This window comes from Veillonella nakazawae (assembly GCF_013393365.1).
In the GTDB taxonomy this organism is placed as follows: Bacteria; Bacillota; Negativicutes; order Veillonellales; family Veillonellaceae; genus Veillonella; species Veillonella nakazawae.
Map to the genome: position 1 here is coordinate 733093 of NZ_AP022321.1, position 17159 is coordinate 750251.

17 protein-coding genes and 1 other annotated feature (1 of these 18 running past the window's edge) are annotated in these 17159 nt (G+C 38.7%); all 17 genes read left to right on the forward strand.

Going from position 1 to position 17159, the window contains the following annotated elements; all coding sequences use genetic code 11:
• The first annotated feature begins 48 nt into the window (after positions 1-48).
• The 17 genes from VEIT17_RS03230 (at position 49) to VEIT17_RS03310 (ending at position 16805) form a co-directional block, all read left to right on the forward strand.
• Positions 49-378 (forward strand): thioredoxin family protein, encoded by a 330-nt coding sequence (locus VEIT17_RS03230; protein ID WP_178884723.1) that lies wholly within the window; start codon positions 49-51, stop codon positions 376-378.
• 277 nt (positions 379-655) lie between these two features.
• Positions 656-1795, forward strand: a complete 1140-nt coding sequence (locus VEIT17_RS03235) for a hydrogenase small subunit (protein WP_178884725.1) — start codon at positions 656-658, stop codon at positions 1793-1795.
• Positions 1795-3696 carry a nickel-dependent hydrogenase large subunit gene (locus VEIT17_RS03240; RefSeq protein WP_178884727.1) on the forward strand — a complete coding sequence of 634 codons (1902 nt, stop codon included), beginning with the start codon at positions 1795-1797 and terminating at the stop codon, positions 3694-3696. The genes VEIT17_RS03235 and VEIT17_RS03240 overlap by 1 nt, the downstream gene beginning before the upstream one ends.
• Before the next feature lie 14 nt (positions 3697-3710).
• The gene (gene cybH / locus VEIT17_RS03245; protein WP_119209253.1) at positions 3711-4520 is read left to right on the forward strand and encodes a Ni/Fe-hydrogenase, b-type cytochrome subunit; all 810 of its coding nucleotides are present in this window, start codon (positions 3711-3713) and stop codon (positions 4518-4520) included.
• Positions 4513-5091: a HyaD/HybD family hydrogenase maturation endopeptidase gene (locus VEIT17_RS03250; protein WP_178884728.1), complete on the forward strand. Its 579-nt coding sequence runs from the start codon at positions 4513-4515 to the stop codon at positions 5089-5091. Before cybH ends, VEIT17_RS03250 begins: the two co-directional genes overlap by 8 nt.
• Before the next feature lie 47 nt (positions 5092-5138).
• Positions 5139-5516: a hydrogenase expression/formation C-terminal domain-containing protein gene (locus tag VEIT17_RS03255; protein WP_060923948.1), complete on the forward strand. Its 378-nt coding sequence runs from the start codon at positions 5139-5141 to the stop codon at positions 5514-5516.
• 522 nt (positions 5517-6038) lie between these two features.
• Positions 6039-7049 (forward strand): glycosyltransferase family 2 protein, encoded by a 1011-nt coding sequence (locus VEIT17_RS03260; RefSeq protein ID WP_119209137.1) that lies wholly within the window; start codon positions 6039-6041, stop codon positions 7047-7049.
• An 82-nt stretch (positions 7050-7131) separates the two neighbouring features.
• Positions 7132-7941 carry a C40 family peptidase gene (locus VEIT17_RS03265; protein ID WP_060923946.1) on the forward strand — a complete coding sequence of 270 codons (810 nt, stop codon included), beginning with the start codon at positions 7132-7134 and terminating at the stop codon, positions 7939-7941.
• Between the two features lie 216 nt (positions 7942-8157).
• Positions 8158-10773, forward strand: coding sequence for an alanine--tRNA ligase (gene alaS, locus VEIT17_RS03270; RefSeq protein WP_178884730.1), 2616 nt, complete (start codon positions 8158-8160; stop codon positions 10771-10773).
• 154 nt (positions 10774-10927) lie between these two features.
• Positions 10928-11188, forward strand: a complete 261-nt coding sequence (locus VEIT17_RS03275) for an IreB family regulatory phosphoprotein (protein ID WP_009351224.1) — start codon at positions 10928-10930, stop codon at positions 11186-11188.
• Positions 11188-11607: a Holliday junction resolvase RuvX gene (gene ruvX, locus VEIT17_RS03280; RefSeq protein ID WP_005386119.1), complete on the forward strand. Its 420-nt coding sequence runs from the start codon at positions 11188-11190 to the stop codon at positions 11605-11607. Before VEIT17_RS03275 ends, ruvX begins: the two co-directional genes overlap by 1 nt.
• A 28-nt stretch (positions 11608-11635) precedes the next feature.
• Positions 11636-11932 carry a DUF1292 domain-containing protein gene (locus tag VEIT17_RS03285; RefSeq protein ID WP_005386121.1) on the forward strand — a complete coding sequence of 99 codons (297 nt, stop codon included), beginning with the start codon at positions 11636-11638 and terminating at the stop codon, positions 11930-11932.
• Positions 11933-12102: 170 nt separating this feature from the next.
• A complete protein-coding gene (gene mltG, locus VEIT17_RS03290; protein ID WP_024066666.1) occupies positions 12103-13509 on the forward strand; it encodes an endolytic transglycosylase MltG in 1407 nt (468 codons plus the stop codon).
• Positions 13510-13532: 23 nt separating this feature from the next.
• Positions 13533-14141, forward strand: a complete 609-nt coding sequence (locus VEIT17_RS03295) for an O-methyltransferase (protein ID WP_178884733.1) — start codon at positions 13533-13535, stop codon at positions 14139-14141.
• Positions 14141-15382 (forward strand): peptidase U32 family protein, encoded by a 1242-nt coding sequence (locus VEIT17_RS03300; RefSeq protein WP_178884735.1) that lies wholly within the window; start codon positions 14141-14143, stop codon positions 15380-15382. The genes VEIT17_RS03295 and VEIT17_RS03300 overlap by 1 nt, the downstream gene beginning before the upstream one ends.
• A gap of 96 nt (positions 15383-15478) precedes the next feature.
• Positions 15479-15754 carry a DUF4911 domain-containing protein gene (locus VEIT17_RS03305; RefSeq protein WP_178884737.1) on the forward strand — a complete coding sequence of 92 codons (276 nt, stop codon included), beginning with the start codon at positions 15479-15481 and terminating at the stop codon, positions 15752-15754.
• 61 nt (positions 15755-15815) lie between these two features.
• Positions 15816-16805, forward strand: coding sequence for a hypothetical protein (locus VEIT17_RS03310; RefSeq protein WP_178884739.1), 990 nt, complete (start codon positions 15816-15818; stop codon positions 16803-16805).
• A gap of 249 nt (positions 16806-17054) precedes the next feature.
• Positions 17055-17159, forward strand: a binding site (T-box leader); it runs 127 nt beyond the window's last position.

The window sequence follows — 17159 nt, forward strand, 5'->3', positions numbered from 1 at the left end:
TAATTTATAGTAGTATATAAGATTGTAGATCTTTGTTAGGAGAACTTCATGGCAATTACAGCGATTACTAGTGTACAAGAATTTGATGAAAAAGTACTTGGCTCTAAAGGTTTAGCTATTGTTGATTTTTGGGCTGCTTGGTGCGAACCTTGTACTGTTATGCGTCCAGAGGTAGAAGCAGTGGCAGAACGCTTCGAAGGGCAAGTAGAATTCTTCAGCGTTGATGCAGAAGATAAAAATCTTCGTGGTATTTTATTGAAAGAAGACATCGATGGCATTCCATCCATGGTATTCTATCGCGATGGCAAAATGCTTGATTCCCTTGTAGGTTACAAAAAAGCTGACGTGCTTGAGTCTCTAATCAAGGAAGTTATCTAATTTAGTGATAATTGAAATTTTTTACAATATCATATAATACAAGGCTGTATACAAGTTGAATAAATTTTCTTGTATACAGTTTTTTTATTTAAAATCTGTAGTTTTAACAGTTATTAAGTGATATAATAAAGTTGTAAGAATATGATTGTTATCATAATATCTATGATATATTGAATATTAAAATTAATTATCATAGTATGATTATTATCATAATGGTTGTAGTTCATTAAGTAATATTGATATATTGCGCAAAGTTGTTGTAAGGAGGCTATATTCCGTGAAGAATCGTATAAACAGTTTATGGACACTCTTCCAAGAGCGACGTTTGAGTCGACGCACATTTATGAAATCCTGTGTAGCACTCACCGCTATTCTCGGTTTGCCACCAACGATGTTAGACACCGTTGTTAAGGCAGCTGAAACAACTGAATTGCCTACAGTAATTTGGTTACATGGTCATGAATGTACTGGTTGTAGTGAATCATTCATTCGTTCATCTTCTCCGTTTACATCCGATGTAATTTTGAACATGATTTCCCTTGAATATGATGATACTTTGGCGGCTGCATCTGGTGCACCATTAGAAGAACATTTAGAGAAAATCATTAAAGAAAAAGCCGGCAAATATATTTTGGCTGTTGAAGGTGGCGTACCACTTGATGAAGATGGTGTTTACTGTACAGTAGGTGGACGTACATTTAAAGAGTCCTTAATAGAAGCGGCTAAAGGTGCAGCAGCAATCATTGAATATGGTTCTTGCGCATCTTGGGGTGGTATTCAAGCGGCTAAACCAAATCCAACAAATACAGTATCTGTATCCTCTGTTGTATCTGGTAAGCCTATTATCAAAGTTCCTGGATGTCCTCCAATTCCAGAGGTTATGACTGGTGTAATTATGCATTATTCATTATTCGGACAAATCCCACCTCTTGATTCTCAAGGTCGTCCTAAACAATTTTATGGCAATCGTATTCACGATACATGCTATCGTCGTGCCTTCTTTGATTCTGGTCTATTCGTTGAAAAATTTGACGATGATGCATCCAAATCTGGTTGGTGCTTGTACAAAGTAGGTTGTCGTGGACCTCAAACATATAATTCTTGTGGTAACTTGCGTTGGTGGAATGGGTTATCCTACCCAATTCAATCCGGTCACGGTTGTATTGGCTGCTCTGAAAAGGGCTTCTGGGATAATGACGTATTCTATAAACGTTTACCAGATATTCCATTGGCTAAAACCATCACAACTGCTGATACAATCGGTACCGTAGCTGCTGTTGGTGCCACTGCAGCTGTTATTGTTCATGGTGCTGCAACTCTTACGCGTAATAAAATTCTTGATATGAAAGAAGAAAAACGCTTAAAAGAAGAAGGCTTATGGGATGAAAAGAAACATAATAATGGAGGAGGTCACTAATGAAACGCGTAGTAGTAGATCCGATTTCCCGTATTGAAGGTCATTTACGGGTAGAAATAAAAGTTGATGAAGCGAGTGGTAAGGTAGAGGACGCATTGTCTTCTGGTACTGCTTGGCGCGGTATCGAACTTGTTGCTAAAGATCGCGATCCTCGTGACCTTTGGGCTTTCGTACAACGTATTTGTGGCGTATGTACTACAACACATGCGTTGGCAGCGTTACGTGCTGTAGAGGATGCACTTGGTATTACCATTCCTAAAAATGCAAACTATATTCGTAACATCATGCATAGCTCTTTAGATGTACATGACCATATTGTGCATTTTTATCACTTGCATGCTCTTGATTGGGTTAGTCCTATAGCAGCGTTGAGTGCAGACCCTGCGAAGACAGCTCAATTACAAAATGAAATTTTAACAACCTATAATGTAGGTGGCTTGGCACCAGCTGAAACGGCATCTAAAGACTCTGCATATCCTAAAGAGTTCCCTAAAGCGACTACTGCATATTTTGCAGCGGTACAACAAAAGGTTAAGAAGATTGTTGAATCTGGTCAGTTGGGCATTTTCGCTGCTCAATGGTGGGATCATCCTGATTATAATTTGTTGCCACCAGAGGTTCACTTAATGGCCGTATCCCATTACTTGAATATTCTTGATCGTCAACGTGATATCGTAATTCCTCACGTTGTATTTGGTGGTAAAAACCCACATCCACATTATATTGTTGGTGGTATGCCATGTTCCATTTCTATGAATGATATGAATGCGCCTATCAATACAGCACGTCTTGCTGCGGTAGAAGAATCTATTGCATTGGCTAAAGATTTAGTAAGTAACTTCTACTTGCCTGATTTACTTGCTATTGGAAAAATCTATGTTGAAAAAGGCATGGTCGATGGCGGTGGCCTTGCGAAAAAACGTGTTATGTCTTATGGTGATTATCCAGATGATACATATACTGGCATTTCTAATGGTGATTACCATAAAAAATGTGTGGTTCGATCCAATGGCGTTGTAGAAAACTTTGCTTTAGGTGTGGATAAGGCTACATTTATTCCACTAGAAGGTAAAGATTTCATGGATCCACAATACCTTAGTGAAGAGGTTGATCACTCCTGGTTCACATATCCAGATGGTAAAAGTTCTCTTCATCCTATCGAAGGTGTTACAGATCCTAAGTTTACAGGTCCTAAATCTGGTACAAAAGAAAAATGGGAATTCCTTGATGAAGATAAAAAATATTCTTGGATTAAATCCCCAACATTCAAAGGTAAAACTGCAGAGGTTGGCCCATTAGCGAAATATATCGTTGTATATACAAAAGTAAAACAAGGTATCATTAAAGACCCAACTTGGGCAGAGTCTATGATTGTTCGTCAAATCGATACAGTATCTCAAGTATTAGGGGTACCTGCTCATGTATGGATGACTACAATGGTTGGTCGAACAGCTTGTCGTGGCCTTGATGCACAAGTAGCAGCAAATATGAGTCAATACTTCTTTGATAAACTTGTTGCTAACATCAAGAATGGCGATACTACAGTGGCTGATATGACTAAGTTTGAGCCAAATACATGGGATAAAGATGCTAAAGGCGTTGGCCTTGTAGATGCACCTCGCGGTGGTTTGGGCCACTGGATTCACATTAAAGATGGCCGCTCTGCAAACTATCAATGTATCGTACCATCTACATGGAATGCATGTCCTAAGACTGCAGCAAATGAACATGGTGCCTACGAAGACTCCATGATTGATACACATGTAAAAATTGTAGATAAACCACTTGAAATCTTGAAGGTAATTCACTCCTTTGACCCATGTCTCGCATGTGCAACCCATTTATACAATAAAAAAGGCGAAAAAATTGTTTCCGTCAATACAGATGCATTGTGTAAATAAAGGGTGGTGGGCTTATGTTAATACATACTGACAAAAAGGCGTATGTCGTATTTAGTCTATGGCTGCGCATATTCCACTGGACTATGGTGCTAAGCGTAACTGCATTATTCTGGACAGGCCTATATATTGGTGATCCAGGATTTGCGGCTATCACAGGTAATCCAGAGCCAACCTTTGCTATTGATGGCTGGTTCTCTATGGAAACTATGCGGCGTATCCATTTCATTGCAGGGGTTATCTTAACATGCTCCTTTATTTTCCGATTTGCAGGAGCTCTTTGGAATCGAGGAGATAGATTATTACCTAAATTCCGCCAAAAACGGTATTGGTATGGTCTTAAAGAAACTACATTGCACTATTTGATGATTCCACAAAAACACGAACATCATTGGCTTCGTAACTCCTTAGCAAGAACTGCATATATGATGGTATATGTAATGTTTTTCTTTGAAATCTTAACGGGGTTAACAATGTATTCTATGGTGGATCCTAATGGTATTCTAGGAACCCTATTCGCACCAGTTGTTACATTATTTGGTGGTGAATATAAGGTTCACATTATTCATCACTATATTGCGTGGGGATTCTTGTTCTTTACTATCGTTCACGTGTACATGGCATTCCGAGAAGACGTTATGGAGGAATCCGGCGAAGTATCTGCTATGGTTTCCGGCATGAAGTATTATGCGCATGATCCAATCGATATTGAAGATCTAAACGGTAAACGCCGTCGTGGTGAACGTATCGATAAACCATCTGGTACTACATATCGTCCAAGTGATCCTAACGATCCTAGAGAAAGAGAATTACAAGATAATGACTAATACAAGTACTGATATCATCAGTGGCTTGGAACAATACGCGGACTCTGAGGGTCCGCGTATTGATTTAAATAGCCTTTATGATGATGGGAATAATGAAATTGTTCTACTTGGCGTAGGGAATATATTGCTTACTGATGAGGGATTAGGTGTTCATGTAGTGAAAGAGTTGAAAGAATCTTTCACATTTACACCAGCCATTTCTATTATTGATGGTGGCACAATGGGGATGGAGCTACTTACGTATATGCGTGGAATGAAGAAAATTCTTCTTGTAGATGCTATCAATGGTGGAGAAGCACCAGGAACTATATATGAGTTTCCTCATAAGGAATTAGAACAATATTTTACAGAGCATATTTCTGTACATGAAGTAGGGATGCAAGATATTTTACGTATCCGTGCTATTCAAGAGGATCCATTAGAGGATGCAGTGGTTATTGGCGTAGAACCAGAATCATTAGAAATTGGCTTTGAACCTAGTGCGCCTGTACAACGAGCATTACCAGAGGTAAAAGAGCGGGTATTACATGTTCTACAAGAATGGGGCGTAATTGCAGAGCTTAATACTTAAAATAATGCGTTTATAGGATATAAAGAGTATCTCTAATAGGAGTATTTATGATTGAGAATTATAGTAATGTTCGCGCTGTTTTAAATGAGTTGCGTTTAGCTCTTAAAAACTTGCGAGAAACGGGTGAGACATATTCAATTTATATTGAGAAAACAGGGCTCACAGAAGAAGAACAAGTGGAAGTATTAGAAACACTTGGCCGTGGTCATATTACGATTAACTTCAATGAAACTGATCAGCCTGTAGAGTGGTATGAATCTCAATTCTCTGGAATTTGGATTGGAACCTTTAAAAATGGCCGAGATGATTCAATTTTGCACACCGTAGAGGTTTCGAAGTATCCTGTAGTGGCTGGTGCATATGAAGAGGATATGGAGCTTGCAGAGGAAGATTTACAATCTTGGATTGATGCTGCTGGCCTATAATAAAAGAGACCCTGATAAGGGTCTCTTTCTTCTCTATTGATGAAAAGATTCTAGTAAATTTATTTTATTAATAGCATAATGTTAGTTTTTTATATTATTAGTATTTTATGCATCTTTTAGGGCATATATGATTGATTTATGCACAGAGTGATTAGTAAAATTATTTCAAATTTTATGAATTTAAGATGAAATCGGTTGAGATCCTTATATTTGTAGCGAAAAATATATTTGATATTTTGATTAATTAACGATTAAATCAGTAATTAACAGTATTTCATTGATTTTTAGTGATATAAATTTATTTTATAATACGGTTTATTGAGTAGTTATTTAGATAAGTAAAACAATAACTTATTCACCATGCTTATATATGGGATAAATGAAGAGAAATGTCTATAGAGTTTGTAGAAATCGCATGTTTACTGGGGTTATAGATATTATTTTTCCTATTGTTAACCTTGGCGATTTGCCTTAATTTACTAATTAATTTAAAATATGTGAGTAAAATACTTTGGAGGATTTATGTTACTTTCTATTGTAGTGCCTGTATATAACGAAGAAGAGAACATAGCGAATTTTTATAAAGCTGTAACTGATGTTATGTCAGGACTCACGTACGATTATGAACTAATCTTCGTAGACGACGGTTCTAGTGATTCGTCAGCTATGATATTGCGTGAAATTGCTTACAATGATAAACATGTCAAAGTGTTATTGCTTGCTCGTAATTTTGGGCATCAGACTGCGCTTACTTGTGGTCTTGATTATGCTCATGGAGATGCAGTTATTACAATGGACGGTGACATGCAGCATCCACCGGCTTTGATTCCTGAACTTGTTAGGTTGTGGGAGTCAGGCTATGATGTGGTGCGCACCATACGCGATTCAACTGAAGATGCTAGTTGGGCTAAATCTTTCACGTCTAAGTATTATTACAAACTAATGAACAAAATGGCCGATGTTCCTATTGTTGAAGGTGGATCTGATTTCCGTCTCATGAATAGTAAAGCATTGGGCACATTGAAACGGTTTAGAGAACATGGTCGTTTTTTGCGCGGTATTGTCGGTGCTTTGGGGTATAGACAAGCTGAGTTGCACTTTGTGGCGCCACCTCGTTTTGCTGGTGTCTCAAAGTTTAGTGTGCGTAAAATGATACGATTTGCTCTCGATGGGGTAACCGCCTTTTCAAGAGTTCCTTTACGGGCTGCCTTGTACGTCGGTGTACTATGTGGTGGGTTAAGCTTCTTGCTTATATTGCATCTTTTGTATGTATATCTTACGGGACAAGCCTTGAATGGATGGACTACCTTGGGCGTATCAATTTTGTTTATTGGTGGAATTCAACTCGTCGGACTGGGAATTATTGGCGAGTATGTAGGTCGTATTTTTGAAGAGGTGAAGCAACGGCCTTTGTATTGGGTTAAGTCAGCTATAAACTTTGATGAGCATGAAGATGCTCCATTACTTGGACCAAGTAGTGCAGATGTGTTTATGGCACCTGAGACTTATACTAACAAAAGCAAAGAAGACTAGCTGTATTTGTGAATGCAAATAAATAGACGGTTAGTATATTTTGAATAAATAACTTACTTTAAAAGTTTTGGAAAGGAAGCATATGAAGTCAAAATATAGTAAGGTTAAAATAACGGCATTAACATTAACTTTTGTGTGTGCCACAACAGCCATGGTAGGTGCAACAACATTACAATATGGTGATAAGGGCAAAAGTGTTACAGCGGTTCAACAACAACTAATTAAACACGGTTATAATGCTACAGATAAAAATGGTGTATATGGTAAAGAAACGAAATGGGCAGTTCGTCTGTTCCAACAAGATCGTGGCTTACCAGTGGACGGTATTGTAGGTCCTGCTACGTATAATGCATTGATGAGTGCTCCTCGTTCTACGAAGGCAGTATTGACTCAAAATGCTGCGACTAAAGCAGTAGCAACAAAATCCGCTTTCACAAACAACAATGCGACATCTCGTCGTGTTGCTGGTCAATCCATTACTGGCAAAAATATTAAATTAAATAATATTACGAAAAACGAAACACCAAGTAGCATTCATGCTATCTTGGCGGAAGCAGACAAATATCGCGGTGTACCATATGTATTTGGTGGTACTACACCAAGTGGTTTCGACTGCTCTGGTTACGTTAAATATGTATTTGCAAAACAAGGTATTTCTTTGCCACGTTTAGCAGATGAACAATATAACGTAGGTGTTGAGGTTTCTCGTGCGAACTTAAAAGCAGGGGATTTGGTATTCTTTGAAACATATGAACCAGGTCCATCTCACTCCGGTATTTATATTGGTGATGGCAAGTTCATCAGCGCCACTTCCAGTCGTGGTGTAGCAGTAGCAGATCTTGATACTGGCTATTGGGGTGAACGCTATATCGGCGCAAAACGCGTTGTATAAACCAATACATATTAGCTTTAAAAGAGGCTATACGAATCAATTATGTTCTGTTGATTTGTATAACCTCTTTTTCTCATTTCTAGAAATATTGAATTTTATCCTTGTATTTACTATTGTGAAAGTCGGTAAATTCCGCATAATCTCAATGTTTTTAATAGATTTTATGTCATTTTTACGATATAATGAAGAGTAAATAATTTTAGGAGGAATATACACATGAAGGGTAATGAACTGCGTCAAGCATACTTGCAGTTTTTTGAAAGCAAAGGACATTTAAAATTAGATAGTTTTTCTCTTATACCAGAAAACGATCCATCTCTATTATTGATTGGGGCAGGTATGGCGCCATTAAAGCCTTTCTTTACAGGTAAATTGGTACCTCCTTGTCATCGTATTACAACAAGCCAAAAATGTATGCGTACAGGTGACCTTGAAAACGTAGGTCGCACAGCTCGTCACCATACATTCTTTGAAATGCTTGGCAACTTCTCCTTTGGTGACTACTTCAAAAAAGAAGCAATTCACTGGGCATGGGAGTTCTTAACTGAAGTTATTAAACTCGATAAAAATAGATTGTATGTTACTGTATATCCAGATGACCAAGAAGCATATGATACATGGCACAATGATTGTGGCGTAGAAGAAAGTCATATTACACGCCTTGAAGATAACTTCTGGGAAATCGGTGAAGGCCCATGTGGTCCTGATAGTGAAATTTTCTTCGACCAAGGTCCTGAACATGGTTGTGATGATCCTAACTGTGCACCAGGTTGTGACTGCGATCGCTATCTTGAAATCTGGAACTTAGTATTCACTCAATTTAATAAAATGCCAGATGGTTCTTATGAACCATTGCAACATAAAAACATCGATACTGGCGCTGGCCTTGAACGATTGGCTTCCGTATTGCAAGGTTGTAAAACAAACTTTGAAACCGATTTGATTTTCCCAATTATTGAAGCTACAGCTAAACGCGCTGGTGTTACATATAACGAAAATCCAAATACTGATGTTTCTTTAAAGGTTATTGCTGACCATGCTCGTGCTGTAACTGCATTGATTTCCGATGGCGTATTGCCATCTAACGAAGGTCGTGGTTACGTATTGCGTCGTATTTTACGTCGTGCTGTACGTCATGGCCGTTTACTTGGTATTGAAGGTATCTTCTTAACACCACTTATTGATGTAGTAGTAGATATTCTTGGCCCTGGTATTAAATCCATTGCTGAGAAACAAGACTTCGTTAAACGGGTTGTACAAAACGAAGAAGAACGATTCAACCAAACCTTGGAACAAGGTCTTGAATTGTTGAATTCTTTGATTGATACACTTGCTGCTGAAAAAGCAACTGTAGTGCCTGGTACAGAAGTATTCAAATTATATGATACATACGGATTCCCTTGGGAATTAACAGAAGAAATTGCTTCTGAACGCGGCTTTACAATCGACCATGAAGGTTTTGAAGCAGCTATGAAGGAACAACGTGAACGCGCTCGTGAAGCTCGTGTAAAAGAAGATGCTAAGGTAGCAACACCTGACATCACATTCTTGAAAGACGAAGAGCTTCTTGAAGATGAAGCTGTAACTGCTTCTTCCGTATTAATGATTGGCAAAGGCTCTGAACGTTTGCAAACAGCTGCTGATGGCGATGAAATTACTGTTATCGTACGCACCACACCATTCCACGCTGAAGGGGGCGGTCAATTAGGTGATACAGGCTTTATCGTTGGCCCAATGGGTAAGGTAGAGGTTCATAATACAAAACGTTTACCTGAAGGCACTGTATACCATATCGGTACTGTTGTGGAAGGTTCCATTTCCGAAGGCGATGATGTAACGCTTGAAGTAGATACAAATCGCCGTGCTGCTATGGCTCGTAACCATACAGCAACACATTTGTTACATGCAGCATTGAAAAAGGTTCTAGGCGAGCATGTTAACCAAGCAGGTTCCTTAGTAACTCCAGATTACTTGCGTTTTGACTTCACTCACTTCTCTCCTGTAACACAAGAGGAACTTGATCAAATCGAAGCTCTTGTAAATGAAGAAATTTTAAAAGCTACAGACTTAGCTATTGCTGAAATGTCCATGGACGAAGCAAAAGCGAAAGGTGCGATGGCGCTCTTTGGCGATAAATATGGTGATGTAGTTCGCGTTGTAGAGGTTCCTGGCTTCTCCGTTGAATTATGTGGCGGTTCTCATGTAGGTAATACAGCTTTCATTAGTTCCTTCCGCTTAACATCTGAAGCAGGTATCGGTTCTGGTGTACGTCGTATTGAAGCAATTACAGGTCGCGCAGCTCTAGATGCAGCAAAACATGATCGCTTGACTATCGAACGTATGGCAGGCGAACTTAAAACTAAAGCACCTCAAGTAGAAGAACGTTTACATCAAGTATTGGCTGAAGCAAAAGAAACTGCAAAAGAATTAGAACAAATTCGCAAAGAGGTTTCTGCAGCTGGTGCGGCAGATATCATTGCTGGTAAAGTTATGATTGGCGATGTAGCATTTGTAGCGGCTGCTGTAAAAGCATCCTCTATCGATGAATTACGTGACTTAGCGGATATGGGCCTTGATCAATTAAATGGCTCTGGCGTAGTCCTCGTAGGTGCTGCTATGGGTGACGATAAGGTTAACTTTGTATGTAAAGTATCTAAAGACGTTGTTGCTAAAGGTGCAAAAGCTGGTAACATCGTAAAAGCAGCAGCTCAAGTAGCTGGTGGTAATGGCGGTGGCCGTCCAGATATGGCTCAAGCAGGTGGTAAAGAACCAGCGAAATTGATGGAAGCATTAAAAGCTGGTGGTGAAGCTTTAACATCTATGTTACAATAGGCATATAATTTTATAATTATACTTGTATCTGTTATAGAAAAATTTTATGATGCATAAAAAGTTACTGACTTTGTAGCTTTAATTCAAGTATAATAGTAGGCGAGGTTTCACTTTTACAGTGAAACCTGCCAATGTAATAAAAAGGAGGGATACGATGAAGGTTTCTGATGAAACTATGTTATTCCGTAAAGTAGACGATGAACCGATGACAGCTGAAGAGGTTCTTACTCGTGTTTATCAATCTATTCAAGAAAAAGGTTACAATCCAATCAATCAAATCTTAGGGTATCTTATTTCTGGAGATCCAGCGTACATTACAAGCTATAATAATGCACGTTCTGATATCCGTCGTTTAGAGCGGGATGACTTGATTGAGGAATTGTTGAAAGAATACGCAAAGGCAAAACAACTATAATGAGAATTATGTCATTAGATGTGGGCAGCCGTACTATCGGTATTGCCTGTAGTGATGCACTGCTCATGACAGCACAAGGTATTGAAACCATTCGTAGAACATCTCTTGAAAAAGATTTTAATCGCTTACAAGAACTCATTGCTGAATATGAAGTACATGAGCTTGTAGTAGGTATGCCGAAGAATATGAATGGTACAAAAGGTGAACGAGCTGAAAAGACTGAAGAATTCGTTGAAAAGATGAAAGAAGTCATCGATTTACCTGTTTCATATTGGGATGAGCGGTTATCTACGGTTATGGCTGAACGGCAACTCATTGCAGCTGACGTAAGTCGTAAAAAGCGTAAATCCGTTATTGATAAAATGGCAGCGGTTGTAATTTTGCAAGGATACTTAGATCGCTTGCAGTTCAATAAATAAATCTTTTTTTCCACAAGGAGGGTTTCCAATGGTTGACCAAAACTTTGAAGGTGAAGTGTATTATTTAGAATTCGAAGACGAAAACGGCAATAAACAATACTTCACAGAAGATGTTGTTCTAAACCATGAAGGTCGTGAGTATGCAGTTCTTGTACATGTACAAGACGAAGAGGCAGACCACGAAGGTCAAGATGACACATACATGATCTTGGCTAGCATCGAAAAAAATGAAGAAGGCGTAGAAGTATACGTACCTTTAGATGAAGAAGATGAAGTTTTTGAGACTCTAGTAAAATTGTATGAAGAAATGGAAGATGGCGAGTAGTTGTTTTCTTTATAAATCTAGCGTGTTGTCTTTTGGCAATACGCTATTTTTATTTGTTATATATTAAGATGCCCATAATATGATAATGTCCTTTTATATAGGGGAAATATGGACTTTATGGTATAATAAGATGATAAATACTGTTATGTTACAGAAAGGAACTCAACGTCGTGAGAAAAGCCTTAAGATATATTTTAATCCTTATTATTGTAGGCGTATTAATCATCGCAGGTGGTTTGGGAGCGATTTATTTAGTGCCAAATACCTTTGCGCAAGATGATGGTACACAGGTACTTGTCATCGAAAAGGGGCAGACTGGTACTGAAATTGCAGACATGCTCTATGAACGAGGTCTTATTCGTTCCACACAAGGATTTAAGCTTTGGTTATATTTGAGCGGTACCAATGATAAACTTCAAACTGGTCACTATCAAATTCCTAACAAGGTAACTGTGCGAGAACTCATTTCTTTATTACAAGAAGGTCATGTAGAATCTATTCGTGTTACAATTCCTGAAGGATACACAGTTGGTGATATAGCTATCGTTCTTGAAAAAAATCAAATTATGAAGGCAAAGGATTTCTTAGCAGAAGCAAAGACCTTTGTACCATATCCATATATGAAAGGTACAAGACCTGCTACATATCCGGTAGAGGGCTTCTTATTCCCAAGTACTTATGAAATTCCAGTAGGTGCAACGCCACGTGAAGTGATTCAAATGATGGCTGACGAAATGAATCGTTACCTCACACCGGCTGTGAAGAAACAAATTCAAGCTCAACACATGAGTATTCATGACTTTGTAACATTGGCATCCATTGTTGAACGTGAATCTTTATTTGATGCAGATCGTCCAACAATTGCAGGGGTATTTAAAAAACGGTTAGCCCATGGTATTCCATTGCAATCTGATGCGACAATTTCCTATGTACTAGGTTATGCAAAAGAAGATGTAACTATTGGTGATACACAATTACAAAGCCCTTACAATACATATGTATCCAAAGGTTTGCCACCTGGTCCAATTGCGAACCCTGGTAAAAAAGCATTAGATGCAGTCTTGCATTCTGAAGATACAGATTATTTATACTTTGTAGCAGATAAAGATGGACATAACCACTTCTCTAAAACATATGAAGAACATTTGGCGGAAGTTCATAAAATCTATGGTAATGATACGGCTACATCCTCTAATACAGAGGCCGCAGTACAAGCTGGTCCTAACTATGACGTGGCCGTGGCAACGACAGAGCCTAACTACAATTACAGCTCTGAAGAAGCGGTGGAAGCAGATTCTCAATATGTTAATGTGGAACCTACGTACAAATATACACCAACAACGGTTCCAGCTGCTGAAATTCCAGCACCAACACCAGCTCCACAAGCACCAGCTCAATCTGCACCAGCAACTCAATCATCTAGCTCTAACTCTTATGTGCCGACTACAACACCTGCTCCAGAATCTATGCAAAATGTTGTACCAAGTACACAACAAGTACCTCATATTGAAGTAAAGCCAGCTGAATCTGTGGATCGTTCTACGTTGGTAGTTCCTAGTGGTAATAGCAATAAATAATGTAGGAGATTGAATCTACTTTCATGACATTAAATGATATTTTAAATGAACAGCGTATTTACGCGATGATTAATGATGTACCGATTCTACGAGAATCTGAGGTTCATCTCTTTGAAGAATTAATAGGTTTGTACCGGCCCACCTCTGTGTTAGAGGTGGGCACCGCCATTGGTTACTCTGCTTTGTTGATGGCTCCGCTACTCGATAAAGAGGAGGGACATATTACATCTATTGAACTAGATGATGTGCGTCACGAAATGGCGAAATATTATATTAACCAATCTGATTATGCCGATACAATTATATTGCTGAAAGGCGATGCGTCTCAAGTCTTAACGGAACTCACCGGTGAATATGATCTAGTATTTTTAGATGGTCCCAAAGGACAATATCTTAAACAATTAGAACTCATTTTGCCTCATGTGAAAGAAGGAGGCGTTATCCTTGCAGACAATGTACTTTTTAGAGGCTATGTAAGAGGCGATAAGGAGCCGCCAAAACGGTTTAAGACTATCGTAAAACGGTTAAAGGAATACTTAACGTATGTTGAAAATAAAGAATTGTTTAACACCACCATCTATCCAATGGGTGATGGTATGAGTGTGAGTGTGTGGAAAGGGCACAACAAATAATGGCAGAACATTTTATGGAATTGCTTTGTCCAGCCGGTAATATGGACAAGCTTAAAATGGCGATTCGCTATGGTGCGGATGCTGTATATTGTGCAGGCAAACGTTTTGGCTTGCGCGCAGGTAACTCTAATTTCTCCGACGAGGAATTAAAGGAAGCTGTAGAATTCGTACATGCTCATGGTAAAAAACTCCATGTTACATGTAATATCATTCCTCATAATGAGGACTTTGAAGGTTTAGAGGACTATTTGAAATTCCTTGAAAGCATCGGCGTTGATGCAATCATCGTAGCCGATATGGGTATCTTTAGCCTTGCTAAACGCGTGGCTCCAGGCCTTGAGCTTCACGTAAGTACACAAGCATCTACAACAAACTGGCATACAGTGCAAATGTGGAAAGAACTGGGGGCTACACGCGTCGTAGCGGCTCGCGAAGTATCCTTAGCAGACCTTAAAGAAATGAAGGATAATGTAGATATCGAAATCGAATCCTTCGTACATGGTTCCATGTGTATTTCTTACTCTGGTCGTTGCCTTTTGTCTAACTACATGACAGGCAACCGTGATGCGAACCGCGGTCAATGTTCTCAATCTTGCCGTTGGAAATATTCCCTTGTTGAATCCAACCGACCTGGTGAATATTATCCAATTGAAGAAGATGAGCATGGCACATATATCTTTAACTCTAAAGACTTGTGCTTGATTCACCGCATTCCTGATTTATATGAAGCTGGTATTGATAGCCTTAAAATTGAAGGACGTATGAAATCCGTTCACTATTGTGCAACAGTAGCAAAGGTATATCGTACAGCTATCGATACTTATCTTAAAGAAGGTAAAGATTGGTATGTTCGTCCAGAATGGATTGCAGAATTAGAAAAAATTTCTCACCGTCCATATACTGATGGCTTTGCAGAAGGTCGTCCTGATGAAACAGCTCAAAACTATGGTAAATCTACCAATACACAAAGCCATGACTTCATCGGTTTAGTTATGGGCTACAACGAAGAAGAAAAATACGTTGATCTTGAACAACGTAATAACTTCAAGGTAGGAGATAAAGTAGAATTCTGCCAACCTAAAGGGGACCTTGTGGAAACTGTAATTGAAAAAATGACAGACGAAGATGGTAACCCAATCGACGTAGCGCCTCATGCGCAAATGAAAGTGCGTATCTACATGGATACACCACTTGAGCCATATTCTATGATGCGCCGTGAGTGCAAACTAAAAGAAGCTTAGTAGGTAGTATATTAACGACAAACATATCTAATGGATGCCTATACTAGAGACATGTATAGCATTTACATTTTATAGTAATGATGTGTAGGAGGACTTATGAGTGGTACATCTTTAGAACCGAGTAAATCTATCGGTGCATTTACTGATGTACCAGATTTAGCAACCTCTGGGGAAGAGGCGTATGTGTACTTTCATCTTGAACCGAAGCATACGAACTATATCAATCGCATCATTGAAGGCTATGAATACTTAGGGGTTATGACATCTATTGATGTAAATGGACGTTGTATGCTAAGGTGTACACCTTCAATACGGCCCTTGGCTATTGAATTATTAAGTAGTCTATCGGATTATGTCACTATCGAGGATTAATATAATATTTTTATAATTACATCAAACTGTTTAGACCTAGTAGAGAAATGAGAGTATATCTATGAAACAATCTATGTTGAAACGTGCATTATTAACAGCTTGCCTTAGTGTTTCTATGGCGGGCGTAGCTATGGCGGGCCCAGTAGGTCCAGTTGTCATTCCTCAAGCAGGGGATGTAGTAGTTATCAATCATGGTCCTGATATGACCTTCACTGGCAATATTAACTTTGATGTGGAAAGCCAAACTAATAACAACTTACAAATTGGTTCCTCTGTGATTCCTAATGTTGTATATGGTGCAGCGTTCAATAAAACTGGTGCGCCAGATACAATTATCCCAGCTCAAACTTACGTGTATGTAGGCACAAAAGATGGGGCGAATGCTTTCACTGAGGCTAGCGATGCTGACAAAAAAGGTGCTAACTGGAATGTAGAAACCTTGAAAAAAACTAAATCTGGTGACGTGCAATTGGCAAGCCGTGGCATTCCTGAAAAGCCATTGGCAAATCAAGTAGCAACTATTAAAGATTCCATTATGCTTAGCGCCGTAGACCTCAGTACAACAGAGGTAGGCCGAAACAGCAAGGGCGTTCTATACATGACTGTTCCTAAAGAATTAAAATTGACTGCTGACACAGGTATTCCTGAAGATGTGCGCGAAACAATGCCAGCTATGTTCCGTGGTAAAATGGGTGATTCCCTCATGGTGAATCTCATGCCTTTAAATGAAGAGGAAAAACAACAATTAGCGACAAACCCACATAATGCAAATACAATCGTATTCAACCGTGGTATGAGCATGGCAAAAATGATTGGTTCCTCTGCACGTACAAGTAAAGTGTACACATATATGAAGGATCATTATTTGAACCTCGTTATCGTAGCAAAAGATTACGACGATAACGGTGCTCGTGGTAGTGGTGTTATGATGGTTTCTAAACAAGATAATTCTAACGATGTACTCTTAATATTATACAAAGGACCAGACCTTTCCAATAGCAAATTGGAAAAAGTAATTGGCGCTATGTTATCTACAAACTTCAAACGCTAATAATCTAGTCTATGTACAATGTGCTATAGTACAGCCACATTAGTTAGCGTATATATGATAATCTTAATAAACGGCTTGAGTTTCATATGTACCCCCTTTTAATGGACAACCCGTAATGGGGGTACATATCAGTTATATTGGGCCGTTTTTATATGATGTGTTTGAAGGCGTTTCTTTAATTTATAGAATTTATGAAATTTACTATTGAACCGTATTGAATTTTTTAATTCTCTATGATACTATAATCTAGTAAAAGTTATGCAAAGGACATGATTCTCATATCCCTGTGTACCAGAGAGAGGCAGATGCTGGAAATGCCTTACACATATATTAGAGTTACCCCCTTTAAACTGA